23 protein-coding genes are annotated in these 25,232 nt (G+C 66.4%); 12 read left to right on the top strand and 11 right to left on the bottom strand.

Translation table 11 applies throughout. From position 1 onward, the window contains the following. The first annotated feature begins 101 nt into the window (after positions 1 to 101). From AC3AYF_RS04070 to AC3AYF_RS04050, 5 genes are all read left to right on the top strand, one after another. Positions 102 to 776, top strand: a complete 675-nt coding sequence (locus AC3AYF_RS04070) for a haloacid dehalogenase type II (RefSeq protein ID WP_295036093.1) — start codon at positions 102 to 104, stop codon at positions 774 to 776. Positions 777 to 1,068: 292 nt separating this feature from the next. After that, positions 1,069 to 2,733, top strand: coding sequence for an ABC transporter substrate-binding protein (locus AC3AYF_RS04065; RefSeq protein WP_295036094.1), 1,665 nt, complete (start codon positions 1,069 to 1,071; stop codon positions 2,731 to 2,733). A gap of 95 nt (positions 2,734 to 2,828) precedes the next feature. Beyond that, on the top strand, positions 2,829 to 3,785 hold the full coding sequence (locus tag AC3AYF_RS04060; RefSeq protein WP_295036095.1) for an ABC transporter permease: 957 nt from the start codon (positions 2,829 to 2,831) through the stop codon (positions 3,783 to 3,785). Further along, positions 3,782 to 4,690 (top strand): ABC transporter permease, encoded by a 909-nt coding sequence (locus tag AC3AYF_RS04055; protein WP_295036096.1) that lies wholly within the window; start codon positions 3,782 to 3,784, stop codon positions 4,688 to 4,690. Before AC3AYF_RS04060 ends, AC3AYF_RS04055 begins: the two co-directional genes overlap by 4 nt. 3 nt (positions 4,691 to 4,693) lie before the next feature. Continuing rightward, the gene (locus AC3AYF_RS04050) at positions 4,694 to 6,340 is read left to right on the top strand and encodes an ABC transporter ATP-binding protein (RefSeq protein WP_295036097.1); all 1,647 of its coding nucleotides are present in this window, start codon (positions 4,694 to 4,696) and stop codon (positions 6,338 to 6,340) included. A 25-nt stretch (positions 6,341 to 6,365) separates the two neighbouring features. On the opposite strand, the gene AC3AYF_RS04045 is transcribed toward AC3AYF_RS04050, so the two are convergent. Then, entirely contained in the window at positions 6,366 to 7,292 is a 927-nt protein-coding gene (locus tag AC3AYF_RS04045) for a 2-hydroxyacid dehydrogenase (protein ID WP_295036098.1), read from the bottom strand. A gap of 292 nt (positions 7,293 to 7,584) precedes the next feature. Between AC3AYF_RS04045 and AC3AYF_RS04040 the strand changes: the two genes are divergently transcribed. Then, positions 7,585 to 8,472: a GNAT family N-acetyltransferase gene (locus tag AC3AYF_RS04040; RefSeq protein ID WP_487779421.1), complete on the top strand. Its 888-nt coding sequence runs from the start codon at positions 7,585 to 7,587 to the stop codon at positions 8,470 to 8,472. A 14-nt stretch (positions 8,473 to 8,486) separates the two neighbouring features. Here AC3AYF_RS04040 and AC3AYF_RS04035 read toward each other — a convergent pair whose 3' ends face one another. After that, positions 8,487 to 8,990 (bottom strand): Lrp/AsnC family transcriptional regulator, encoded by a 504-nt coding sequence (locus AC3AYF_RS04035; protein WP_295036100.1) that lies wholly within the window; start codon positions 8,988 to 8,990, stop codon positions 8,487 to 8,489. A gap of 230 nt (positions 8,991 to 9,220) precedes the next feature. Here AC3AYF_RS04035 and AC3AYF_RS04030 point away from each other — a divergent pair, with 230 nt between their 5' ends. Continuing rightward, positions 9,221 to 9,712, top strand: coding sequence for an Lrp/AsnC family transcriptional regulator (locus tag AC3AYF_RS04030; protein WP_295036101.1), 492 nt, complete (start codon positions 9,221 to 9,223; stop codon positions 9,710 to 9,712). A gap of 13 nt (positions 9,713 to 9,725) precedes the next feature. On the opposite strand, the gene AC3AYF_RS04025 is transcribed toward AC3AYF_RS04030, so the two are convergent. The 3 genes from AC3AYF_RS04025 to AC3AYF_RS04015 all read right to left on the bottom strand — a co-directional run bounded on the left by AC3AYF_RS04025 (position 9,726) and on the right by AC3AYF_RS04015 (position 13,963). Beyond that, complete coding sequence (locus AC3AYF_RS04025) at positions 9,726 to 11,633, bottom strand: propionyl-CoA synthetase (protein WP_295036102.1); 1,908 nt, start codon at positions 11,631 to 11,633, stop codon at positions 9,726 to 9,728. Positions 11,634 to 11,804: 171 nt separating this feature from the next. After that, positions 11,805 to 12,728: a GTP cyclohydrolase FolE2 gene (folE2, locus tag AC3AYF_RS04020; RefSeq protein WP_295036103.1), complete on the bottom strand. Its 924-nt coding sequence runs from the start codon at positions 12,726 to 12,728 to the stop codon at positions 11,805 to 11,807. A 65-nt stretch (positions 12,729 to 12,793) separates the two neighbouring features. Next, positions 12,794 to 13,963, bottom strand: coding sequence for a mandelate racemase/muconate lactonizing enzyme family protein (locus AC3AYF_RS04015; protein ID WP_295036104.1), 1,170 nt, complete (start codon positions 13,961 to 13,963; stop codon positions 12,794 to 12,796). A gap of 129 nt (positions 13,964 to 14,092) precedes the next feature. Between AC3AYF_RS04015 and AC3AYF_RS04010 the strand changes: the two genes are divergently transcribed. Beyond that, the gene (locus AC3AYF_RS04010) at positions 14,093 to 15,025 is read left to right on the top strand and encodes a LysR family transcriptional regulator (RefSeq protein ID WP_295036105.1); all 933 of its coding nucleotides are present in this window, start codon (positions 14,093 to 14,095) and stop codon (positions 15,023 to 15,025) included. A 38-nt stretch (positions 15,026 to 15,063) separates the two neighbouring features. Here AC3AYF_RS04010 and AC3AYF_RS04005 read toward each other — a convergent pair whose 3' ends face one another. Beyond that, positions 15,064 to 15,933 (bottom strand): aldo/keto reductase family oxidoreductase, encoded by an 870-nt coding sequence (locus AC3AYF_RS04005; RefSeq protein ID WP_149435392.1) that lies wholly within the window; start codon positions 15,931 to 15,933, stop codon positions 15,064 to 15,066. Between the two features lie 119 nt (positions 15,934 to 16,052). On the opposite strand from AC3AYF_RS04005, the gene AC3AYF_RS04000 reads away from it, so the two are divergent. The 4 genes from AC3AYF_RS04000 to AC3AYF_RS03985 all read left to right on the top strand — a co-directional run bounded on the left by AC3AYF_RS04000 (position 16,053) and on the right by AC3AYF_RS03985 (position 20,815). After that, positions 16,053 to 16,952 carry a LysR family transcriptional regulator gene (locus AC3AYF_RS04000; protein WP_295036106.1) on the top strand — a complete coding sequence of 300 codons (900 nt, stop codon included), beginning with the start codon at positions 16,053 to 16,055 and terminating at the stop codon, positions 16,950 to 16,952. Positions 16,953 to 17,011: 59 nt separating this feature from the next. After that, on the top strand, positions 17,012 to 17,944 hold the full coding sequence (locus AC3AYF_RS03995; RefSeq protein ID WP_149435390.1) for a LysR substrate-binding domain-containing protein: 933 nt from the start codon (positions 17,012 to 17,014) through the stop codon (positions 17,942 to 17,944). 113 nt (positions 17,945 to 18,057) lie between these two features. Further along, positions 18,058 to 19,326, top strand: coding sequence for a metal-dependent hydrolase family protein (locus AC3AYF_RS03990; protein ID WP_295036107.1), 1,269 nt, complete (start codon positions 18,058 to 18,060; stop codon positions 19,324 to 19,326). A gap of 97 nt (positions 19,327 to 19,423) precedes the next feature. Further along, positions 19,424 to 20,815 carry a sodium:solute symporter family protein gene (locus AC3AYF_RS03985; RefSeq protein ID WP_295036108.1) on the top strand — a complete coding sequence of 464 codons (1,392 nt, stop codon included), beginning with the start codon at positions 19,424 to 19,426 and terminating at the stop codon, positions 20,813 to 20,815. A 107-nt stretch (positions 20,816 to 20,922) separates the two neighbouring features. Here the strand turns inward: AC3AYF_RS03985 and AC3AYF_RS03980 are convergent, their stop codons facing one another. From AC3AYF_RS03980 to AC3AYF_RS03960, 5 genes are all read right to left on the bottom strand, one after another. Then, positions 20,923 to 22,068 (bottom strand): N-acetylmuramoyl-L-alanine amidase, encoded by a 1,146-nt coding sequence (locus AC3AYF_RS03980; RefSeq protein WP_295036109.1) that lies wholly within the window; start codon positions 22,066 to 22,068, stop codon positions 20,923 to 20,925. Between the two features lie 115 nt (positions 22,069 to 22,183). After that, positions 22,184 to 23,050, bottom strand: coding sequence for a metal ABC transporter permease (locus AC3AYF_RS03975; RefSeq protein WP_149435387.1), 867 nt, complete (start codon positions 23,048 to 23,050; stop codon positions 22,184 to 22,186). Then, positions 23,047 to 23,949 (bottom strand): iron/manganese ABC transporter permease subunit SitC, encoded by a 903-nt coding sequence (gene sitC / locus AC3AYF_RS03970; RefSeq protein ID WP_149435561.1) that lies wholly within the window; start codon positions 23,947 to 23,949, stop codon positions 23,047 to 23,049. Before sitC ends, AC3AYF_RS03975 begins: the two co-directional genes overlap by 4 nt. Continuing rightward, the gene (locus AC3AYF_RS03965; RefSeq protein WP_295036110.1) at positions 23,949 to 24,869 is read right to left on the bottom strand and encodes a manganese/iron ABC transporter ATP-binding protein; all 921 of its coding nucleotides are present in this window, start codon (positions 24,867 to 24,869) and stop codon (positions 23,949 to 23,951) included. The genes sitC and AC3AYF_RS03965 overlap by 1 nt, the downstream gene beginning before the upstream one ends. Next, positions 24,866 to 25,232, bottom strand: a 367-nt coding sequence (locus tag AC3AYF_RS03960; protein WP_487779420.1) for a metal ABC transporter solute-binding protein, Zn/Mn family, incomplete at its 5' end; no start/stop codon positions are given. The genes AC3AYF_RS03960 and AC3AYF_RS03965, both read right to left, overlap by 4 nt.

Below are 25,232 nucleotides of genomic sequence, written 5' to 3'. Positions count from 1 at the left end.
CATCCCGAGCCGTCCAGATCGCCGGTGGCCCATGGCCCCGGCATGTCACGACAACGCCACAGCACTGCCACAGCAACGCCACAACGACAGGACGAAGCCCCATGAGCGACATCATGCGCCCCAAGTACATCACCTTCGACTGCTACGGCACCTTGACCAACTTCCAGATGGGGAGTCTGACCCGCGAGATATTTGCCGGCCGGATTCCCGAGGCCGGGCGCATGGATGGCTTCGTGAAGGACTTCGGCGCCTATCGCTTCGACGAGGTGCTGGGGCCGTGGAAGCCCTACGCCGAGATCCTCTGTACCGCCCTCGAGCGGACGTGCCGGCGCTGGGGCGTCGAATATCGCGACAACGAAGGCATGCGCTACTACGAGGCGGTGCCCACCTGGGGGCCGCATCCCGACGTGATCGAGGGGCTGTCGAAGATCGCCGGCAGGATTCCGCTGGTGATCTACTCCAATGCCGATGACACTCAGATCATGTCCAACGTCGAGAAGTTGGAAGTGCCGTTTCACGAGGTGTTCACCGCCGACACCTTCAAGGTCTACAAGCCCCGTCTGGCCGCCTTCGAAGCCATGATCGACACCCTGGGCTGCCGCCCCGAGGAGCTGCTGCACGTCTCTTCGAGCTTTCGCTACGACCTGATCTCGGCCTCGCTGATGGGGATCGAGAACAAGGCGTTCGTGGCGCGGGGGCACGAGCCCTACTGCGCCGGCTACGGCGCCACCGAGATTGCCGATATCCGTGGCCTGCCGGCACTGGTCGGGCTCTGAGAGGATGTTTACAAACTCGACGAGCGAAGGCAAGACAAGGCGAAATCGGGCGAGAAAGCGGAGTTTACAGGGTGTAAATGAGTAGTTTGAGATCGATTTCAACGCCGTATTGCCGAGCGCAGGCATTTTGTAAACACCCTCTGAGCGTCGATCTCGCCACCGTTCCCATATCGCTCGAGCGGGAAGCTCGACCGAAGGCATCGATCCGTACCCATGGCCAGGGAGAAGCCGTCATTCAGTAAGCGCTAAATCCGAGTTCCATAACAATTCCAGTCGATCTAGGAGAAGGCTAATGACGCGTCACGACAACAACAGTCACGACAACCGTCGCGACAACAAGAGCGACCAGCTGACCTCTCCCCAGGAGAGTCTTCAGATCTATCGGGCCATGCAGCGCGGGCTGTCCCGGCGCGATGCCATGAAATTGCTCGGCGCGGCCGGCGTGCTGGCCATGGGCGTGGGCGGGGTGCCCGGCTTGTCGCCGGCCTTCGCGGCGGAGGGCGAGGCGTCGCCGCAACGCGGCGGGCGTATCCGCGTCGCCGCCCACTCCTCCTCGACCAAGGATTCGCTCGATCCGGCGCTGGGCTCGACGGCGATCGACTACTGTCGTGCCTACATGTTCTACAACGGCCTGACCCAGTTCGACCCGGACCTGCGCCCGCAGCCGTGCCTGGCCGAGAGCTTCGAGACCACCGACAACGGCAGCCACTGGATCTTCGTCCTGCGCCAGGGGGTGACGTTCCACGATGGCAAGGCGCTCACGCCCCAGGACGTGATCTACTCGATCATGCGCCACAAGGAGCCCGCGGTCGGCTCCAAGGTGCTGTCGATGGTCGAGCAGATCGAGAGCATACGGGCACTCGATCAGCGCCGGGTCGAATTCAACCTCTCGTCGCCCAATATCGAACTGCCCTCGATTCTCGCCGTCTCGCATCTGGTCATCGTCGCCGATGGCACCCAGGACTTCTCGAAAGGCAACGGCACCGGCGCGTTCCGCTGTCAGGAGTTCTCGCCCGGGGTCCGCTCTGTCGGTGTGCGCAACGAGAACTACTGGCGCGAGGGGTATCCGTATCTGGACGCCATCGAGATGGTCGGCATCAGCGACGAATCCTCCCGGGTCAACGCGTTGCTCTCCGGCGACGTGCAGATGATCAACAATCTCAGCGGCAACTTCGCCGAGCGGATCAAGCAGAGCGACAACGGCTTACTCAAGGCGACCAACTCCGGCAACTACACCGACCTGGTCATGCGCTTCGACCAGCAGCCGACGAGTCGGCCGGCGTTCCGCGAGGCTATGAAGTGTCTCTTCGACCGCGAGCAGATCAAGCGCGTGGCGCTGCGCGGCTACGGCGAGATCGCCAACGACCAGCCCATCGCACCGGGCACGCCTTACTACTTCGACGGCCTGCCCCAGCGGGAATACGACCCCGAACGCGCCGCCTCCCTGCTCAAGCAGGCCGGTGTCGCCGGCGCCACCGTCCCGCTCGTCGCCTCGCCCGCCGCCAACTACTCCGAGGACATGGCGGTGCTGCTCCAGCAGTCGGCGGCGGCGGCCGGTCTCAAGCTCAACATCAACCGGGTGCCAGCGGACGGCTACTGGTCGAACCACTGGATGAAGCATCCCCTGGGCTTCGGCAACATCAACCCGCGACCGACCGCCAACATCCTGCTCTCCCAGTTCTTCCTGTCGAGCGCCGCGTGGAACGAGTCGGGATGGAAGAACGCGCACTTCGATCAACTGGTCGTCGCGGCGCGGGGCGAGCCCGACGAGGCCAAGCGCAAGCAGATGTACGCCGACATGCAGACCTTGATCCACGACGAGGGCGGCATCGGGATTCCTGTCTTTCTCAGCGATCTCGAGGGCTACGACTCCCGGATCGGCGGCATGGACCGGACCGTGCCACTGGGATCCTTCATGGGCTACCTGTTCGCCGAATACGTCTGGTGGAAGGGCTGAGCCGGGACTCGCACGTCAACGCAAGCGCCGGTCGGCGCCGACCTCGCCCTGGGGCGGGTGAGGCGTGACCGGGGCACTCGAGTCGGAGATGACCCATGCGCAACACCCTATTTGGTCTCGTGGCTGGACGACTGGGCGCCAGTCTGCTGACCCTGTTTCTGGTATCGCTGGTGATCTTCGCCATCACCTCGCTGCTGCCCGGCGATACGGCCCAGCAGATTCTGGGTCAGTTCGCCACGCCCGAGCAGGTCGCTGCGCTGAGAGCGCAACTGGGGCTCAATCAGCCGGCCATCGTGCGTTACTGGCACTGGCTGTCCGGTTTCGTCACCGGCGACCTCGGTCAGTCGGCGAGCAACGGCATGGCGGTCGCCCAACTGATCAACGATCGCCTGCCCAACTCCCTCATCCTCGCCGGCATCACCACCCTCGTCTCGGTGCCCATCGCCATCACCATGGGCGTGGTGGCGGCGATGCGCCGCGGCGGCCTGATCGACCGCCTGCTCAATCTGGTGACCCTGTCGATGGTCGCGGTGCCGGAGTTCCTGGTGGCCACGCTGGCGGTGCTGATTTTCGCGGTCAAGCTCAACTGGCTGCCCGCACTCTCCTACGTCTCCACGATCGAGTCGCTGGGCGACGCCATGAAGATCTACGCCATGCCGGTGCTGACGCTCTGCTGCGTGCTCATCGCGCAGATGGCTCGCATGACCCGGGCGGCGCTGATCGATCAGCTCGATAGCCCCTACGTCGAGATGGCGCAGCTCAAGGGCGTGCCGCCGATCCGCCGGGTCATGCGCCACGCCCTGCCCAATGCGGTCGGACCGATCGCCAATGCCGTCGCGCTGAGCCTCTCCTATCTGCTCGGCGGCGTCATCATCGTCGAGACCATCTTCAACTACCCGGGGATCGCCAGCCTGATGGTGGACGCGGTATCCAACCGCGACCTCTCGCTGGTGCAGGCCTGCGCCATGCTGTTCTGCGGCACCTATCTGGTGCTGGTCATGCTGGCCGACATCTGCGCGATTCTCTCCAACCCGAGGCTGCGCAACCGATGAACTCGCTCAAGACGATGCCGCACCCCAAGGCCAATACCCCCCAGCGGTTGCGCCACGGCAGCCATCTCCCCGTCGGCGCCCCTCGGCGTCGCAATCGCCGCCGGCTCCAGCTGACGCGCTGGATCGGGCTCGGCGTGTTCGGCTTCTGGATTCTGGTGGCGCTGTTCGGGCCGCTGCTGGCACCCCATCCGATGGGGGCGTTCGTCTCCGACCAGATGTTCGGCGGGATCAGCGCCGCCTACCCGCTGGGCACCGACTACATGGGCCGCGACATGCTCAGCCGGATCCTGACCGGCGCTCGCTATACCGTGGGCCTCGCCCTGGTCGCCGCCTGTCTCTCCAGCCTGATCGGCGCCGGTTTCGGCATGCTCTCGGTGCTGTTGCCGAAGTGGCTGGAGGAGTCCGTTCGGCGGGTCTTCGACACCCTGATTTCGATCCCCAGCAAGATGATGGCGCTGGTGATGGTGTCGGCCTTCGGCGCCTCTATCCCGCTGCTGATCACGGCCACCGTGCTCAGCTATGCCCCCGGGGCCTTCCGGATCGCCCACAGCCTGGCCACCAATCTGGCCACGATGGAGTACGTGCAGGTCGCCCACACCCGGGGCGAGGGGCGACTCTACATCGCCGCCCGCGAGATCTTCCCCAACATGATCCAGTCGGTATTGACCGACATGGGGATGCGCTTCGTGTTCATCGTGCTGCTGCTCAGCGGCATGAGCTTTCTCGGGCTGGGCGTGCAGCCGCCGGCGGCGGACCTCGGGTCGCTGGTGCGCGAGAACATCGGCGGCTTGAGCCAGGGCGCGATCGCGGTCATCGCGCCGGCCCTGGCCATCGGCACGCTGACCATCGGCGCCAATCTGCTGATCGATAGCCTCTCCACCAGCCGCGCGACGCAGAAGGAGTGACCCATGCAAGGCGAATCGCTCATCGTTCGCGACCTCGAGATCGTCGCGACCCCCGACGGCGGGGAAGAACGCAGCATCGTCAGCCGGATCGGCTTCTCCCTCGAGCCGGGCGAGGTGCTGGCGCTGATCGGGGAGTCCGGGTCGGGCAAGACCACCATCGCCCTGGCCATGCTGGGGTACGCCAGGCGCGGGTGTCGTATCGCCGGGGGCAGCGTGCGCCTGGGCGAGACCGAGGTGCTGTCGCTCTCACCGGTGGCGACGCGAGCCCTGCGCGGACACCGCGTCGCCTACATCGCCCAGAGCGCGGCGGCGGCGTTCAACCCCTCGCGTTCGCTGATGGATCAGGTGATCGAGGCGGCGCTGCTGCACAAGGTGATGGATCGCCGCACCGCCCGGGGCAAGGCCATCGGCCTGTTCCGGGATCTGGCGCTGCCCGACCCCGAGCACATCGGCGAGCGCTACCCTCACCAGGTCTCGGGCGGGCAGCTGCAGCGCGTGATGGCGGCGATGGCCCTGCTCACCGATCCGGCGCTGGTGATCCTGGACGAGCCGACCACGGCGCTGGACGTGACCACCCAGGTCGAGGTGCTGCTCGCGTTCAAGCGGGTCATGCGCGAGCGCGGCACCACGGCGATCTACGTCTCCCACGATCTGGCCGTGGTCGCCCAGATGGCCGACCAGGTACTGGTACTCAACGGAGGCTGCGAGCAGGAGCAGGGCCGGATCGAAGAGATTCTCGAGCGGCCCCGGCACGCCTACACCCGCAGCCTGCTGGCGGCGACCCGGCCGCCGCGCCTGGCCGACTCGATGCCGGCCGCCGCGGGGCAGCCGCTGCTGGAGGTCGAGCGGCTCGATGTCGGCTACGGCAAGCCGAACCGTGACGGCGAGCCGTCGGCGATGGTGCTGCGCGGGATCGATCTCACGCTGCACGCGGGCCGCTCCATCGGGGTCATCGGTGAATCGGGCTCCGGCAAGTCGACCCTGGCCCGAGCGGTCGCCGGGCTGATCGCCCCCTGCCATGGCAGCGTACAGGTCGATGGCACCCCGCTGTCGCCGACGCTGCGCGGCCGCACGCCGGATCAGTTCCGGCGCATCCAGATGGCCTTCCAGAGCGCCGACAACGCGCTCAACCCGGCCCATTCGGTACGGCGGCTGCTCGGCCGGCCGCTGGAGACCTATTTCCACCTGGACCGTGCCGAGCGGCGGCGCCGGATCGACGAGCTCATGGCGCTGGTCAAGCTGCCCACCGGCCTGCTGGATCGCAAGCCCGGCGAGCTCTCCGGGGGCCAGAAGCAGCGCGTCAACCTCGCGCGCTGCCTGGCGGCCAAGCCGGATCTGATTCTCTGCGACGAGGTGACCTCGGCGCTGGATACCGTGGTCGGTGCGGCGATTCTCGAGCTGCTGGCGGAGCTGCGTCAGGAGCTGGGCGTCGCCTACCTGTTCATCAGCCACGATATCTCGACGGTGCGCGCGCTCTGCGACGACGTCATGGTGCTCTACCATGGCGAGTGCGTGGAGTTCGGGAGCTGCGAAGCGGTACTCGAGGCACCGCGCCACGACTACACGCGCAAGCTGATCGGCTCGGTGCCGGAGTTGCGCCCCGGCTGGCTGGAGAACCGCCCGCTCGCGCTGGCGGAGGCCCCGGCCTGAACCTCGCCGGGGCGGGAGCGGCGATTCAGTAGCCGCGCTGGCGGTCGATCCGGCCGACCATCGGCTCGCCACGCTGGTGGCGGCGCAGGTTGTCAAGCAGCACCGGGAACGCGCTCTCCGGCTGCGTCATGGCGGCCACGTGGGGTGTCAGCAGGATGCGTTCGTGCTGCCAGAAGGGGTGGTCCGGCGCCGGCGGCTCCTGGCTCAGCACATCCATCACCGCCGCCGACAGCTGCCCCGACGCCAGCGCCTCGAGCAGGTCGTCGTCGACCAGGTGCTCGCCGCGGCCGATGTTGACCAGCGCTGCGCCCGCGGGCAACAGTGCGAACAGATCGCGATCGAGGATGCCGCGGGTGGCATCGGTCAGTGGCAGGACGCAGATCAGGATGTCACTGGAGGCCAGAAAGCGCTTCAGCCCGTCGGGACCGGCGTGACAGGTGATCCCCGGCAACTGGCGCGGGCTGCGCGACCAGCCGCTGACCGGGAAGCCGTAGCCGCTCAGGCGCGTGGCGATGGCCTGTCCCAGCTGGCCCAGGCCGAGGATGCCGACACGGCGCTGCTCGGCGGCGACCAGGGGATGGGCCTGCCATTGGCACTCGCGCTGCTGGCGTACGTAGTCGTACAGGCGACGATGCAGCCACAGCGTGGCGAAGCTGGCGTACTCGACCATGCCGGTCTCCAGCGCCGGGTCCAGCATGCGCACCAGCGGCACGCCGGCGGGCAGCTGCGAGAGATCGAACTGATCGACGCCAGCGGAGGTGGCGAACACGACCTCGAGGGCGGGCAGGCGGGTGGCGAGATCGCTGGGTGGCTCCCAGGCCAGCAGGTAGCGCACCTCGGCAGGATCGCCGACATCCGGCCACTGGCGGAACTCGATGTCGGGGGCGTGTCGTGCGAAGAGCGCCCGCCAGCGCTCTCCTCTCACCGGGTCGGCCTTGTAGAGCAGTGCCATGAACCTCTCCTTCGAAGGGAAGGCTTCAGGCTACGACAACGGCGGGGCAGCGAATGTCGTTGTGCCGTACTGGGCGGCGATATCTGCCGAATTGACGGGCTTCAGCGCAGATTCCGCTGTGGCGGGGCGCCGCCGGCGCCAAATCGGCGAGAGTTGGCGAAAACGTGCGGTGGCCGGGAAGGGTCGCCGCTAGACTGTTCCGGTGTGAGCGATGGCGACGACCTGCCGCCAGCATCGGACCCGAAGGCGTCCCGGGCGTCGCTCCCGTGGACCGGGCATTCCAGGAGGAGGCATGAACCCTACCGATATTTCCACGACGCAGAGAGTGGATGCATTCGTGGCCGCGGCCCGGCCGCTGGAGAGCGGTGATCTCCATCACCTCCATCAGCTCTGCGTCGGCGTTTCCTGGCCTCACCGGGCGCGAGATGTGACGCTGCTGATGTCGCTGGGGCGGGGGTATCTCGCGCTGGACGAGATCGAGCGCGTGCTGGCGTCCGGCATGTATTTCGAGATGGGCGAGGATTTCGCCATGATCGGCATGATGATGACCGCCCCGCGGCTCCAGACGCTGGGGGCGGGGCGCTGGCTGCTGGACCGGATCCTGGCGGATTGCGGCGGTCGCGATCTGCGCTTGAACGCGACGCGGGCGGCCTACCGCCTGTATGAGAGCGCCGGCTTCGTGCCGGTGGCGACGATCCATCAGCGTCAGGGCATCGTGCGCGAGGGGCCGCTGCCCGAGGTGGTTTCGGCGTGCCCGGTGCGCACGCTTCAGGCGTCGGACCAGGCGGCGTTGCGGGCGCTCGACCAGATGGCCTTGGGGGCCGAGCGCCGCGCGGTGCTGGACGCACTCTTCGCCGTCAGCGAGGGCACGGTGGCCGTACGCGACGGCGCGCCCGCGGGGTTCGCGCTGATTCGCGACTTCGGCCGGGGACGCGTGATCGGACCGGTGGTGGCGGAGGACGAGGCGATGGCGACGGCGCTGATCGCGCCGCTCCTCCGGCGCCATGTCGGGCAGTTCCTGCGCATCGACACCTTCTGCGACAGTCCGACGTTCTTCGCTTTCCTCGACGCCGCGGGACTCGACGCCTTCGACACCGTCACCCAGATGCGCCTGGGCAAGCAGAGAGGCGGTGACGGGCCGGTCCGGACCTTCGGCCTGGCCGCGCATACGCTCGGTTGAGGCCGGCGTCGCGATCAGGCATCGTCGTGGGCATCGTCCCCGATCAGCTGGCGTAGCGGGACCTCGGCCCGGTTCAGCGGGGTCTTCATCACCACGTAGCTGAAGTAGCGTGCGATCCCCACGTCCTGCTCCAGCCAGCTCTCCATGAGCCTCTGGAACTCGGAGAGGCGCGGCACGAGCATGCGCAGCAGATAGTCGTAGCCGCCGGAGACCAGGTGGCACTCCATCACCTCCGGAGTCGCCGCCATGACCGCCTCGAAGCGCTGAAAGCTGTCGCGGCGGTGGTTGCTCAGCGTAATCTCCACGAACAGCGTCATCGACGAGCCGAGCCGGGCAAGATTCAGGCGGGCATTGTAGCTCTCGATGTAGCCGGCCTGCTGCAGCCGCTTGACCCGGGAGAGACAGGGGGAGGGCGACAGCCCCACGCGATCCGCGAGCTGGGCATTGGTGATGCGTCCGTCGCGCTGCAGCTCGGTCAGGATGGAGACATCGATGCGATCGAGTTTGGATGACGTCATGAGTCCAGGGCTGCTTCCCGTTGGCGTCGCCTCGGCGCCGGTGGCACGCCTATGCCGCCTGGCGGGTGGGGTTTCCATCGTTCTGCAGTTTTCAATATCGTGCCCTGGGGGGCAAGTTACGGGCGCGAATCTTTTGCCCGGTCTTTTCGGGCATCGTTGCGAAGATATGTTGATACATCGCATGTCACCAAGGCCCCGCCGCGAGGTATCCGACTTTGGGGGAGACAAGAATGAAGCTGGATCGTACCGATCTCAGGATCCTGACCGAGTTGCAGAAAAATGGCCGCATCCCCAACGTCGAGCTGGCCGAACTGGTCCACCTGTCGCCCAGTCCCTGCCTGATGCGGGTGAAGAAGCTGCAGGCCGCGGGCTACATCACCGGTTATTCGGCACTGATCGACCTGGCGAAATTCGACGAGATATTGACGGTGTTCACCGAGGTGACGCTCTCCCACCACCGCCAGATCGACTTCGATCGGTTCCAGCAGGCGGTCGCGAAGATCGACGACTGCATCGAGTGCCATCTGATCTCGGGCGGGTTCGACTATCTGCTCAAGTTCGTGACCCGTGGCATCGCGGAATACCAGGCGCTCATCGAAGGGCTGGTCGAACAGGAGGTGGGGATCGAGAAGTATTTCAACTACGTGGTCATCAAGTCACCTTTCTCGAAATCCCACCTGCCGCTCAATGCCCTGTTCGGGCCCCAGTCGGAATCGTCCTGAACGGCGTGTGGCGTCAATCATCCCGCTCCGCGGATTCGGCCCCATGCAGAGTGGCGATGGCCTGGCGAACGTCCTCCAGGCTGGTCGGGTCGTCGATGGTGGCGGGCACGTCGAAGGTCTCCCCGTCGGCGAGCTGGCGCAGCGCGCGGCGCAGGATCTTGCCGGAGCGGGTCTTGGGCAGCCGATCCACGACCCGGACCTGCTTGAAGCTCGCCACCGGGCCGATCCGTTCCCTGACCAGGGCGACGAGCTCCCGCTCCAGCTTCGCGTCGTCGCCATCGAAGCCATCCTTGGGAATCACCAGGCCCAGCGGCAGTTGCCCCTTCAGCGCGTCCTGCGTCCCGATCACCGCGCATTCGGCCACCGCCGGATGCGAGCCGAGCACCTCTTCCATCTCGCCGGTGGAGAGCCGGTGGCCGGCGACGTTGATCACGTCGTCGGTACGGCCCATCACGAACAGGTAGCCGTCCTCGTCGAAATAGCCACCGTCACCGGTGAGGTAGTAACCCGGATAGGTTGCCAGGTAGGCCGAGTGCAGGCGCTCGGGGTCGCCCCAGATGCCGGCGAGGCAGCCCGGAGGCAGCGGCTGCTTGATCACCACGCTGCCCTCGGTCAGGGCGCCCACCTCCTCGCCGTGGCGGTCGAGGATGCGCACATCGTAGCCCGGCACCGGAAAGGTGGCGGAGCCGGCGCGGGTCGGCACGGGGTCGAGGCCCAGCGGATCGGCGGCGATCGCCCAGCCGGTCTCGGTCTGCCACCAGTGATCGACGATGGGAACGTCGAGATGCGCCTTGAGCCAGTGATAGGTGGGCGGGTCGAGGCGCTCCCCGGCCAGGAACAGCGAGCGCAGGCAGGAGAGATCGTAGCCCTCCATCTGGCGGGCATCGGGATCCTCCTTCTTGATCGCGCGAAAGGCCGTCGGGGCGGTGAAGAAGCTCTTCACCCGATACGCCTCGATCACCCGCCAGAAGGCGCCGGCGTCGGGGGTACGCACCGGCTTGCCCTCGTAGACGACGCTGGTGGCGCCGCGCAGCAGCGGGCCGTAGACGATGTAGGAGTGGCCGACCACCCAGCCCACGTCGGAGGCGGAGAAGAAGACGTCTCCCGGGGCGATGTCGTAGATCGCTTCCATCGAGTAGTGCAGCGCCACCGCGTAGCCGCCGGTATCGCGCACCACGCCCTTGGGTTTGCCGGTGGTGCCGGAGGTGTAGAGGATGTAGAGCGGGTCGGTGGCCTTCACCGGTACGCAGTCGGCGGGCTCGGCCGCCGCCATCAGCGTCTCCCACGCCGCTTCGTCGGGGCCGATCTCGGCGCGGCAGGCGTCGCGCTGCAGGTAGACGCAGTGGGCCACCGCGTGGGCGCTGCGCGACAGCGCCTCGCGCACGATCGGCTGATAGGGTATCACCCGGTCGGGTTCGAGCCCGCAGGAGGCGGCGATCACCACCCTGGGCTTGGCATCCTCGATCCGCGCGGCCAGCTCTCGCGGCGCGAAACCGCCGAACACCACCGAGTGGATGGCGCCGAGACGCGCGCAGGCCAGCATCGCGATCAGCGCTTCCGGCACCATCGGCATGTAGATCACCACGCGATCGCCCGGGGTGACGCCCAGCCCGCGTAGCGCGCCGGCGCAGCGGGCGGTGGTGTCGCGCAGCTCACGATAGCTGTAGCGCCGCTGCTGGCCGCTGAGCGGAGAGTCCCAGTAGATCGCGGTGCGCTCGCCGTGCCCCTGCTCGACGTGGTGGTCGAGGGCGGCGTGACACAGATTGAGCTCGCCATCGCCGAACCAGCGGGTGTGTCCGCTCGCGTCGTAGGCGAGCGCCCGGGACGGTGGCGCGAACCAGGGAAGGCGTCGCGACTGACGCATCCAGAAGGTTTCCGGATCCTCGATCGAGGTGCGGTACTCGTCCTGATAGCGACTCATGGATCCCTCCCGCTGCAGTGCCTGTCCCGGCCCATCTCGCCGGGGCTTGGTGACACTGTATGAGGGGGAAGGCCCGACGACCGTCCGACCATCGGCTAGGTTCGACGAATGGACGCCGAACCCGGAGTGGTGCGCCGGCACGCGCGATGCGCTGGCGTCACTCCCGTCGTGTCAGCGGGGCTCGAAATCGCGCTCGGCCCGGGCCACCGCATCGTGGGCGTGCAGGCTCTCGGCGTGGGTGACGTCGACGCGATAGCCGAGCACGTCGGATTGCCCCTCGCACTGCTCGGCCAGCCGTCGCGCGGCATCCTCGCAGAACATCAGGTTGGCGCCATTGCGCTCGGCGAAGGCCTGCTCGTCGATGCGCTTGACCAGCGTCTGCACCGGCGTTTGCAGGGTCTGCTCGAGGGCGTCGATGCGCGTCGCCGTCGCGAAGGGGGCCGCCTCGGCCAGGCGCAGCGCGATCGCGGCCCGGCTGCGCTGGCTGTGGGGCGTGGGGAAGCTGCCGCTGCGTTCGATCCAGTCAGCCACCGCGTCTGCGTCGAGGTTCGCGGTGTTCTGCTCCTCGGCCCAGTGGCGCCAGTCGCGGGCCATGGCATGCCTGGCCAGTGCCGTCGAGCAGGGGCAGGTGGAGGCGTAGTCGAGCTCGAGGGCCAGGGTCCGGGTCAGGCCTTGATGGCTGCCCTCGAGGGCCAGCGTGAGCGGGTAGTGGCGCCAGCCGCTGGCGTCACTGAGCAGGGCACGGCGCCGTAGCGGCAGATCGAGGCGCAGCGCCAGATAGAGGCGCTGGCTGGTGTCGTGCTGGCTATCCAGCAGGGCATGCCCCAGGGCGTCCAGCCGGTCCGGCGTCAACGGCGCTTCGTCGAGGCGGTCGAGCAGGCGGTAGAGGCGCGACATATGGATGCCGCGCTGGCCGGCGGCGAGATCGACAACGACGTCGGCGGTGGCCGGCAGCCGAGTGCCATCCTCCCATTGCAGCCGGATGGCGATGCCCTGCATGCCGACATGTTGCAGGGCGCGGTATGACGCGCCCTGGGAGGGTTCCGGTTCGCGCCCAGCGGCGACATCCGGTAGCGGCGGTACGGTGAGGTTCATGAGTGCTCATCGATATCATTAATGTTATTATATAACATATCTTTTGACGTCGATGCGCACAACCTTCACTCGCCGCCGAGTTCGCGCATGACCTGGTAGAGCGCCGACTTCGCTTCGAACCCGACGCCCGGGACGTCGGGCAGAGCGACGTAGCCATCTTCCACCCGGATGCCGTCGGCAAAGCCGCCGAAGGGCTGGAACACGTCCGGGTAGGATTCGTTGCCGCCCAGGTGCAGGCCGGCGGCGATATTGAGCGACATCTGGTGGCCACCGTGGGGTACCACGCGACGGCTGGACCAGCCCATCCCGGCCATGACATCGAGCGTGCGCAGATACTCCACCAGACCGTAGGAGAGCGCGCAGTCGAACTGCAGGTAGTCGCGATCCGGGCGCATGCCGGCGTAGCGCAGCAGGTTGCGGGCATCCTGATGCGAGAACAGGTTCTCGCCGGTCGCCATCGGCAACTCGTAGTGGTTCGCGAGCTCCGCCTGCAGCGCGTAGTCGAGCGGATCGCCGGCCTCTTCGTACCAGAACAGATTGTAGGGCTTGAGTGCCTCGGCGTAGGCGATGGCCGTCGCCTGGTCGAAGCGGCCGTTGGCATCGACCGCCAGTCGACTGCCGTCGCCGACGATCTCCAGCACCGCGTCGATCCGGCGCAGGTCCTCATCCAGCGGTGCGGCGCCGATCTTCATCTTGACCACGCTGTAGCCGCGATCGAGATAGCCGCGCATCTCCTCCTGCAGCTTCGAGTGGTCCTTGCCGGGATAGTAGTAACCGCCGGCGGCATAGACCCAGACCTTGTCGTCGGCCTGACCATCGCGGTAGCGCTCCGCCAGCAGCCGATAGAGCGGCTTGCCCTCGATCTTGGCCACGGCGTCCCAGACCGCCATGTCGATGGTGCCGACCGCCACCGAGCGCTCGCCATGGCCACCGGGCTTCTCGTTGGTCATCAACGTCTTCCAGATGGCGAACGGGTCCAGGTTGTCGTGTTCGTGATCGATCAGCGTCTCGGGGTCGGCTTCCAGCACCCGGGCCAGAAAGCGGTCGCGCATCAGCGCGCCCTGGCCGTAGCGACCGTTGGAGTTGAAGCCGTAACCGATCACCGGCTTGCCGTCGCGGATCACGTCGGTGACCACCGCGACCACCGAACAGGTCATCTTGGAGAAATCGATGTAGGCATTGGCGATAGGAGAGGCGATCGATGCGGTCTGTTCGCGGATATCGACGATACGCATGGCTGAACACTCGTGGAGGAAGGAGAGGCCACGATAACGGTGGCGTCGACTCGCCAGCCAATGCTATTAACGGGGTTTGACATGCCGAAACGGCATTGCCATTGGTAACCCTCTCACAGGACTCCACCCATGGAACTGGTCTGGCTCGAGGACTTCATCGCCTTGGCGGAGCACGGCAGCTTCGTGCGCGCCGCCGAGGCGCGCCATATCACCCAGCCGGCCTTCAGCCGAAGAATACGCGCGCTGGAGGCGTGGATGGACGTCACGCTGTTCACGCGAACGCCCCAGGGGACATCGCTGACCGAAGCCGGGCGGGCGATGCATCGCGGTGCGCTGGAGTCCGCCACCCGCCTGCATCGGTTGCGCGAAGAGGTTCGGGAGGTGGCGGGCAAGACCGCGCGAACCCTGCAGTTTGCGGCGACACACTCGCTGTCGTTCACGTTCTTCCCGCGCTGGATTCGTCAGACCGAGAAGGGCGCGCCGCTCGAGGCGCTGCAGCTGCACACCGAGAGCATGGCGGAATGCGAGCAGAGGCTGATGCAGGGGCGGGTGCATTTTCTGCTCAGCCACCGTCACCCGGAGGTGCCCACGCGACTCGATCCGGGCCGATTCGAGAGTCGAAGGATCGCGCAGGACACGCTGGTACCGATGATCGGTGCGGAATTGGGCAGAAAACTCGGCGAGGGCAAGGACGCAGCGGCGGGCTTCAATCCCGAATTCCTGCCGATGGACGATCCCGCCGTTCCGTATCTGGCCTACACCGACGCTTCCGGGCTGGGGCGCATCGTTTCCCACCGCCTGCGCAGCGATGCCGAGTTCGCCTCGCGCGCGCCGCTGTTCTCGAGCCACCTGGCGGCAGTGTTGATGTCGATGGCGTTGGAGAACAAGGGGATGGCCTGGCTCCCGCTCATCCTGGCGGAGTCGGAGTGGCGCGGTCGTCAACTGGTCCGGGCGCTCGGACCGGCCTGGGACATACCGGTCGAGATTCACATCGCCCGGGCCAGGGCGGCGCTGCCTGCCGCTGCCGAGGAATTCTGGCAGCGCCTGGCGACGTTGCCCTAGACCGTCACGCTGCGCCGGATGCCCCGATGTCGGCCGCGTTACTCGCTGCCGATACGATCGAGCAATGCCATTTGAGCATCAGGTATCTCCAGCGCGGCCGCCTGGATATTCTGCTGCAGATGCTCGGGCGACGAGGTGCCGGGGATCAGCAGGATATTGGGCGAGCGCTTGAGCAGCCACGCCAGCGCCACCTGCATCGGGGTGGCGTCGAGGGTCTGCGCCACCTCGGACAGTGTTTCCGACTGCAGGGGCGTGAAGCCGCCTAGCGGGAAGAACGGCACGTAGGGAATCCCGTCCGCGGCGAGCCGGTCGATCAACGCATCGTCGGCGCGATTGGCCAGGTTGTACTGGTTCTGCACGCAGACGATGGGGGCGATCTTCTGTCCGTCGGCGACCTGGGTGGCGGTGACGTTGCTCAGCCCGATGTGCTTGATCAGGCCGCGCTCGCGGAGCTCGGCCAGGGTCGTCAGCGGCGCCTCCAGCGAGCCTTCCGCCGGGCCGTGGACGTCCAGCATGCTGCGCAGGTTGACGACCTCCATCTGTTCCAGGCCCAGGTTGCGCAGGTTGTCCTCCACCGCCTGGGTCAGCTCGGCTGGGGAGAGCGCGGGCAGCCAGGCGCCGGTTTCATCGCGTCGGGCGCTGACCTTGGTGACGATGCAGAGATCGTCGGGATAAGGATGCAGTGCCTGTCGGATCAGTTGGTTGGTGACGTGGGGGCCGTAGAAATCCGAGGTGTCGATATGATCGATACCGGCGGCGATGACCTCCTCTAGCACCTGCAACGCCCGTGCCGGATCCCTGGGCGGACCGAACACGCCGGGGCCGGCGAGCTGCATGGCGCCGTAGCCCAGGCGCTTGACCCGACGATCGCCGAGGGCATATGTACCGGCCTTGTCGATGAGAGACATGGTTCACTCCTGTATCGAATAACGAATGGTGGACGCTCTTGTGAGTCCTGCATGGTAGGCCTGCCGATGCTGTGCGACTATTCCGTTCAATCCATACAGGGCGTACGGGAAAGTGCACAATGAGCGCCGATCTCGGTGATCTTCAGGTCGTGCTGGCGGTGGCCAGAGCCAAGGGGTTTCGGGAAGCCGCGAGACTGAGCGGTACCAGCGCCTCGCGCTTGAGCGATGCGGTGCGGCGTGCGGAGACCGCACTCGGCATTCGACTGTTCCATCGCACCACCCGGGCGGTGACGCTGACGCGAGCCGGCGAGGCGCTGGTGGCGCGCTTGTCGCCCGCGCTGGCGGAGGTGGAAAGCGCGCTGGATGCGGTCAACGGCTTCAAGGATCGCCCGGCAGGTACGCTGCGGCTCAACGTGCCGGTCAGCGCATCGAGACTGGTGCTGCCCTCGATCCTGCCCGACTTCCTCAAGGCCTACCCGGAGATCCGCGTGGAGATCACCGCCGACAGCGCGGTGACCAATATTCTCGCGGCGGGATACGACGCCGGCATTCGCTACGATGAGCGCCTCGAGCAGGACATGATCGCCGTGCCCATCGGCCCGCGCGAGCAGCGTTTCGCGCTGGTCGCGTCGGCCGACTATCTGGCCCGCTGCGGCACCCCCGAACATCCCCGGGATCTGCTCGACCACGCCTGCATTTACGGCCGTTTCACCAATGGCAACCTGGCGGTCTGGGAGTTCGAAAAAGGCGAAGAGCTGATCCGTATCGAGCCCCATGGGCCATTGGAGGTCAGTATCGGTGGCGGGGTCGATCTCGGCGTCGATGCCGCGCGGCAGGGCGTCGGCCTGATCATGCTGTTCGAGCAGTGGCTCCGGCCCGACCTGGAAAGCGGTGCGTTGATGCCGGTACTCGAACCCTGGTGGCCACGGTTTTCCGGCCCCTATCTCTACTACGCCGATCGCCGGCTGGTACCCGGCCCGCTGCGCGCCTTCATCGACTTCATCCGCGATCGCGACTAGCGTTCCCGCCGGCGCGATGACGTATCCTGGCCCTCTCCGCCGCCTCCCTGGAGCTTCTCATGCGCATGTCGCCGCTGCCGCCGCTCAACGCTCTGATCGCTTTCGAAGCGGCGGTGAGACACATGAGCTTTACCCGTGCCGCCGTCGAGCTGAACCTGTCCCAGAGCGCGGTGAGTCGTCAGATCGTCCATCTCGAGCAGTTTCTTGGCCGCAAGCTCTTCATCCGCGAGCAGCGCCAGCTGACGCTGACCCGGGCGGGCGAAACCTACGCGCTGCAGGTGCGCTCGATCCTGGACGACTGCGTCAACGCCACCGCCGAGGTGATGAAGAGCACCGGCGAGAACGAGTTGACGGTGGCCTGTACCGCCGGGGTGGCCCAGTTCTGGATGGCGCCCCGGCTGGGCGATTTCCGGCGCCAGTACCCCAACTTCAAGCTGCGCCTGATCGTACGCGACGGCGTGACCTCGCTGTCGTCGTTCGAATTCGACATCGGGCTCTACTACCTGAAGCAGGCGGCGCTGCCGGGATTCGAGACCACCTATGCGATTCCCGAGAAAGTCTTTCCGGTCTGCGCACCCGCCTACCTCGCGGCGTGCCGCGAGCGTTACGGTCTCGGCGAGCATCAGAAGCTCGAGCCCGAGCATCTTCTGCAGGAGACGCTGTTGACCCTGGAGGATGCCCAGAGCCTGTGGATTTCATGGCGCGACTGGTTTCGATATCACGATGTGACGATCTCGCCGGCGACCCAGGCCGTGATCTTCAATCACTACCCGACGCTGGTCGAGATGGCGGTGTTCGAGCAGGGCATCGTGCTGGGCTGGCGCCACGTCATCGACAGCCAGATCGAACGTGGGCGCCTGGTGGTGGCGTCAAACCACTGGGCGAGCCACGGCGGCGGCTACTATCTCATCACCCCGGACGAGCGCCGGGAGAACGTCGCCACGCGCTGTTTCAAGCGCTGGCTGCTGGAAATATCGCCGCAGGGGGAGTGATCGGGGGATCGATGCGCTGACCGCATGCTGCCATGCGTTTTTAGCGCTTTTCACGGGCTCGAGGCGCTGGGTAGGCTCAAGCCGTATTCGAGTCACCCACAAGAGCCCAAGCCATGACCGAACGCTCCTCCGCACTCTCCTCGCAAGCTGTCCTGTTCCGAAACGCCAGCCTGGTCGACGGCTCCTCCCCGCAGCCGCGGACCGGCGTGCATGTCCTGGTCGAGGGCGACCGCATCGCCCAGGTCTCCGATGCGCCGATCGAGGCGCCCCAGGACGCCCGCGTGATCGATCTCGAGGGGCGCACGCTGATGCCCGGCCTGATCGACTGCCATGTCCACGTCATCGCCACCACCGCCGATCTCGGCGCCAACGCGCTGCTGCCGGACGCGCTGGTCGCCGCCCGCGCAACGCCGATCATGAAAGGCATGCTGATGCGCGGCTTCACCACGGTGCGCGACGTCGGCGGTGCCGACCGCGGCATCCAGCAGGCGGTGGCGGAAGGGCTCTTCGTCGGCCCGCGGCTGGTGATCTGCGGCAAGGCGCTCTCCCAGACCGGCGGTCACAACGACTACCGCGGCTTCTATGACGAGCGCGACGACCAGTACCAGACCCGGCGCCTGGGTTCGATGGGGCGGATCTGCGACGGCGTCGAATCGGTGCGCCGCGCGGTGCGTCAGGAGATCAAGGCCGGTGCCCAGTTCATCAAGGTGATGGCCAACGGCGGCGTCTCCTCACCCAGCGATCCGATCGAGTTTCTAAGTTTCTCCGTCGATGAATTGAAGACCATCGTCGAGGAGGCGAGCAACGCCCAGACCTACGTCAGCGCGCACCTCTACACCGACGAGGCGATTCGCCGCGCCGTCGAGGCCGGGGTGCGATCGCTCGAACACTGCAACCTGATCGAGGCGGATACCGCCCGCCTGGCCGCCGAGCGCGGCGCCATGGCCTGCCCCACGCTGGTGACCTACGAACGGCTCAAGATCGAAGGCGCCGACTACGGACTCAAGCCGGAATCCGTCGCCAAGATCGACGACGTACGACTGGCAGGACTGGAAAGTCTGGTCACCATGCGCGAAGCGGGGCTGGAGATGGCCTACGGCACCGACCTGCTCGGCGAGATGCATCCGCACCAGTCGGAGGAGTTCGTGATCCGCTCCCAGGTGCTGCCGCCCCACGAGGTGATTCGCAGTGCCACTTCCACCGCGGCCAAGCTGCTGCGGATGGAGGGCGAGATCGGCTGTGTCGCGCCGGGGGCGTGGGCGGACCTGATCGTGGTCGACGGCAACCCGCTGGAGGACATGAGCCTGCTGACCGGCCAGGGCCAGCACCTGTCGCTGATCATGCAGGGCGGCCGCGCGGTCAAGGATCGCCTGAACCGCTGATGTCCCGCCGGCCCGGGGCGAGCGTTCGCACCGGGTCGGCAAGACGACACGCATAACAATCACGACGTATAACAATCAAGAACGGGAGGCTGCGATCATGCAGGCATTCTTCGTCATCGCGTATATCGTACTGATGGTCGTCATCGGGCTCTACTTCTCGCGACGCAAGGTCCACGACGATACCGACTTCATCGTGGCGGGGCGTTCGCTCTCCACCCTGGTGCTCACCGCGACGCTGCTGGCCACCTTCGTGGGGTCGGGCTCCATCGTCGGCGGCGCCAGCTTCGTGTTCCAGCACGGCCCGGGCGCGGCGATCTTCTTCTTCGCCGGCACGCCGATCGCCGCGCTGGTGGTCTACTTCCTGCTGGCGCGCAAGATGCGCCGCTCGCGGGCGACCACGATTCCCGGTCTGATCGAGGAGCGGTTCGGGCCCACGGCGCGCTCGATCGCGTCACTGATCATCCTGCTGGCCTACGTCGGCATCGTCTCGTACCAGTTCACCGGAGCGGGGCAGGCGCTCAACCTGGCGTTCGGCCTGCCGGTGTGGCAGGGCGTGGTGATCGCCGCGCTGGTGATGATCGGTCTGGCGACCATGGGCGGGCTGGTCTCGGTGGCCTACACCGACTACCTGAGTGCGATCATCATCTTTGGCAGCATGCTGATCGCCTTGCCGCTGGTGCTGACCCGGCTGGGCGGTCTCGGCGACATGATGGACGCGCTGCCGGCCACGCACCGGACGCTGCTCGGCGGTCTCACCCCGGGGCAGGCGCTGGGCTATTTCCTGCCGCTGTTCCTGCTGATCCTGGGCGACCAGAACCTGTTTCAGCGCTTCGCCGCCGCGCGGGACCCGGCCACGGCCAAGAAAGCCGCCATGGGCCTGGTCATCGCCTCGATCGTATGTACCTCGCTGATCACCCTGCTGGTCTGCGCCACGCGGGTGATGTATCCCGATATCACGCCATCGACCGCGATGATGACCCTGGCCCAGCAGGGGCTGCCGACGGTGGTCGGCGGGCTGCTGCTGGCGTCTCTGGTGGCGCTGCTGCTGACCACCGGCAACAGCTACCTGCTGTCGGCATCGGCCAGCCTGACCCAGGACATTCTCGGTGGATTGCTGAAACTGAATATCCCGGCAGGCAAGGCGCTGCTGGTCAATCGCCTGACCGTCGTGGTGCTGGGCGTATTGGCCTGGGTGCTGGGGGCGTTCTTCCCCAGCGTGCTGGCGATGCAGATGTACTCCTACGGCATGTACGGCGCCGCGATCACCCCGGTGTTCCTGGCCGCGCTGCTATGGCCTCGCGCCACGCCGGCCGGCGCGCTGTCGGCGATGATCGTCGGCGGCGTGATGACGCTGGTGTGGGAGATCGCGCTGGGCAAGCCGATGGGCTGGAACAGCGTGCTGGTGGCGATGCCGCTGGCGGCGGTGACGCTGATCGGCGTGAGCCTGCTGAGTCGGCCGCGGGCGGTGGCGACGGCGCCGGCTCCCTAGCCAGCGTATTGCCGTAGGAGGAGCCACGCGGAGGCTCTCGACGCTTCGAGCCGGCCCGATTGGGTCGGCTCGAGTCGTCAGCTCAAGCTCGCCTTCACTGCAGACACTCAGCCCGGTATCGGGTTGGCCTCGAAGAAATCGGCCACGCTCTGATGCAGTGCCTCCGCGAGTTCCTGCTGGTGGGCGCTGCGCAGTAGCCGGCGGCAGTCCTGCCGATTGGACATGAAGCCCGTCTCGACCAGCATCGAGGGAATGTCCGGCGACTTGAGCACGGCGAAAGCCGCCTTGTTGACGCGATCGTTGTGCAGCGCGGTCACGCTGCCAAGTTGGTTCAACGTCGTCCTGGCCAGTTTTTGGCTGGCGACGTCAGTGCCGCGCATCGACAGGTCGATGAGCACCGACTGCACGTCGGGATCGTCCGAATAGATCTCGCTGTCCCGGGTCGAGGCGTAGCGGTCGGAGCTGTTCTGGCTCTCGGCCAGCCACCGGGCCGTGGCCGAACTGGCTCCGTGTTCCGAGAGAATATAGACGGAGGCGCCTGCGGCCTTGGTGGTCGGTGCGGCGTCGGCGTGTATCGAGATGAACAGGTCGGCGTGGTGATTCCGCGCCATCAATACACGTTGGTGCAGTGGGATGAAGATATCGCTGTCCCGTGTCAGCGATGGCTCGAACCTGGGATCCTTGTCCAGGCGCCCCTTGAGATAGTCGGCGACCCCCAAGGCGACGTATTTCTCGTAATGATCGTCGGCGCTGATGCAGCCGGGATCCTTGCCGCCATGGCCGGCGTCGATCTCGATGATCGCCTTGCGCGGCTGGTTGTGGGACTGCGCCTCGGCCGTCACCGCGGCCATCAGCGGGTCGGGGTCGTTGATACTGACGATCAGTTGCGAGCGATTGGCACCCAACTGGCGGATATGCGTCTTCGGTTGCTTGAGCGTCTTCAGGTCGAGCACGATGCGAATGCCGCCCGCCCGTTGGCCGGTCCGCACATCCTCGACGATGCCGGCATGCTGGTGAAGGGCGGCGCTGGAGGATGCCACCCGCGTGACCTGAGGCAGGTCGATGACGACGCGCGGTGGATGATCCAGCGTAAATACGTTGTGTTCGTTGCTGCCCTCCAGTTCGATGACGAAGCTGGCGCTCTCGTCGTCCTCGGTCAGCGTGAAGGGGATCAGCGGGTTGCCGGCCAGCGCCCGGGTACTGGGGAGCAAATAGGTGGCCAAGAGCGTGGTGATGAAGCGCCTTCTGTCCAAGGTGAATATCCGTAAACATGATAAGGAAAAAAGTTACCACGCATACGTTATAACATAACCAAATTTGTCGGTGACACCGGCCGTCGTCGGGACATCCCAGGGCGACGACCGTCGCTCAGCGCCTCGCTGCCGGGAAGGCGTCGTCCTGGGCACGCTCGCGCCGCGTCGTACGCCTTGCCGAGATGACGAAGGCCACGCCGAACGCGATCGAGAACAGCAGCACGATGGTCGGTGCCGGGGCGCTGTCGAGGAAGAACGAGAGGTAGACGCCGAAAAAGGCGATGAGCGCCGACAGGGCAACGGATAGCAGCAGCATGGTGCTGAAGCGCCGGGTCAGCAGAAAGGCGATGGCGCCGGGGGCGATCAGCAGCGCAATGGCCAGGATGATCCCCGCCCCTTTCAGGGCGCCGACGATGGTCAGCGAGATCAGGCAGAGCAGGCCGTAGTGCAGAAGGCCGGTTCGCAGACCCACCGCCCGGGCCTGGGTCGGGTCGAAGGCGTGGAGCAGGAAGTCCTTCCACTTGAGACCGATGACGCCGACGGTGACAAGAGCGATCAGCGCCGATTCGCCGATATCACGCCAGGCTACGCCAAGGATGTCGCCGAACAGGATGTGATCGAGATGCACCGTCGACTGGATCTTGACGTAGAGCACCAGGCCGACGCCGAACATGCCGGAGTAGACGATCCCCATCACCGTGTCCTGCTTGATCCGGCTGTTCTCCTTGAGGAATCCGGTCGCGATGGCGCAGAACATGCCGGCGGCGAAAGCGCCGATGGCGTAGGGGATGCCGACGATATAGGCGATCACCACGCCCGGGAAGACGGCATGGGAGATGGCATCCCCCATCAGCGACCAGCCCTTTAACACCAGGAAGCAGGAGAGCAGGGCCATCGGCACGGTGACCAGCACGGCGATGACCATGGCGTTGACCATGAAGCCGAACTGGAACGGCATCAGCAGTGTGTCCAGCCAGCTCATGATCGCGACTCCGCCGCTTCGGCCACTGGCGTCCGTGCCAGCGACGCTGCGGCCCGGCGTCTCGCCGCCAGCATCCCGTGCTTGGGGGCGAACACGAACGCCATGAGGAAGATCAGCGTCTGCAGCACCACGATGATGCCGCCGGTGGCGCCGTCGAGAAAGTAGCTGGCGTAGGCGCCGAGGAAGCTGGTCAGCGAGCCGATCGTCACCGCGATGACCAGCAGACGCGGGAAGCGATCGCTCAGCAGATAGGCCGTCGCGCCCGGGGTGACGACCATGCAGATAACCAGAAAGGCGCCCACCGTCTGCAGCGCCGCGACGGTCGATGCCGCCAGTAGCGTGAAGAACAGGATCTTGAGCGCGGTGGGGTTGAGGCCGATCGAGCGGGCATGGTTCTCGTCGAAGAACGTCACCATCAGGTCCTTCCACTTGGCCAGCAGGACGATCAGCGATATCACGCCGATCGCCGCCAGCTGCAGGGTGTCGGCGGGCGTGATCGCCAGGACGTTGCCCAGCACGATGGTCTGGATATCCACCGACGTCGGCGACAGCGAGACCATGAACAGCCCTAGGCCGAAGAACGAGGTGAAGATCAGGCCGATGATGACGTCTTCTTTCAACTTGCTGCGCTGGTTGAGGAACAGCATCGCCGCCGAGGCGAGTCCGCCGGCAAAGAAGGCGCCGAGCGAGAACGGCAGCCCCAGCATGTAGGCCCCGGCGACGCCGGGCACGATCGAATGGGAGAGCGCATCGCCGATCAACGACCAGCCCTTGAGCATCAGATAGCAGGAGAGGAAGGCGCAGACGCAGCCCACCAGCGCCGATACCCACATGGCGTTACGCATGTAGCCATAACCGAAGGGCTCGGATAAATAGGCGAGTGGCAGGAGGAGATCCATCAACGGGAGCCTCCCTTTCCGGGACCGCGGTGGCGCCGCGCGGCGATGCCGTTCTGCAGCACCAGCGGCCGCTCGTCGTCGGTGAAGACACCCACGGCATGGGGTGGCGCGCCGGCCGGGTGGGACTGGTCGAGCACGAAGTGACGCAGCACGCCGCCGAACGCCAGCTCCAGATTGTGCTGGGTGAAGGTCTCGTCGGTGGGGCCGGACGCCAGTATCGTGCCCTTGATCAGTACGGTACGGTCGCAGAACTCCGGCACCGAGCCGAGATTGTGGGTCGAAACCAGCATGACCCGCCCCTCGGCGCGCAGTTCGCGCAGCAGGGCGATGATCTGCTCCTCGGTCTTGACGTCGACACCGGTGAATGGCTCGTCGAGCAGGATCACCCGGCTATCCTGGGCCAGGGCGCGGGCCAGGAAGACACGCTTCTTCTGGCCGCCGGAGAGTTCGCCGATCTGGCGCCGACGAAACTCGCTCATGCCGACCCGCTCCAGCGCGGCGGCGACCGCCTCGTGATCGGCCCGCCTGGGAATGCGCAGCATGCCCATATGGCCGTAGCGCCCCATCATCACCACGTCCTCGACCAGTACCGGGAAGTTCCAGTCCACCTCCTCGGATTGCGGTACATAGGCGATCAGGTTGCGCTTGAGCGCGGTTTTGGCCGGCAGGTCCAGCACCCGGATGTCGCCCTGGGCCAGACGCACGAACCCCATGATCGCCTTGAACAGCGTCGACTTGCCGGAACCGTTGACGCCTACCAGCGCGGTGATCGTGCCGGTGGGGATCTCGAAGCTGGTGTCGCGAAGCGCCGTGTGTCCATTGCGGTAGGTCACGGTGGCGCCAGTGACGGAGATGCCGCCCCCACGCTGTCGGGAGGCGGTCGCGGTGGCCGGCTGCTCGAGCGCTCCGGGTTCGATCACTGGCTGGTTCCCTCGGTGAGACCGTCGGCGATGGTGCGGGACGTGACCTCGAGAAGATCGATATAGGTCGGGACCGGGCCGTCCGGGCCGCTCAGCGAGTCGACGTAGAGCACGCCACCGTAGAGCGCGCCTGTCTCGCGGGCGACCTGTTGGGCCGGCTTGGCGGAGACGGTGCTCTCGCTGAAGACCGCGGGAATATCATGCTCGCGAACGCTGTCGATCACGTGGCGAACCTGTTGCGGCGTGCCCTGCTGGTCGGCATTGATCGGCCACAGGTAGAGCTCGCGCAGCCCGAAATCCCGTGCCAGATAGGAGAAGGCCCCTTCGCTCGTCACCAGCCAGCGATCCTCCTCGGGGATCTGC

Source organism: Salinicola sp. (assembly GCF_982684285.1).
This window is presented reverse-complemented; position numbering and strand designations above follow the sequence as displayed.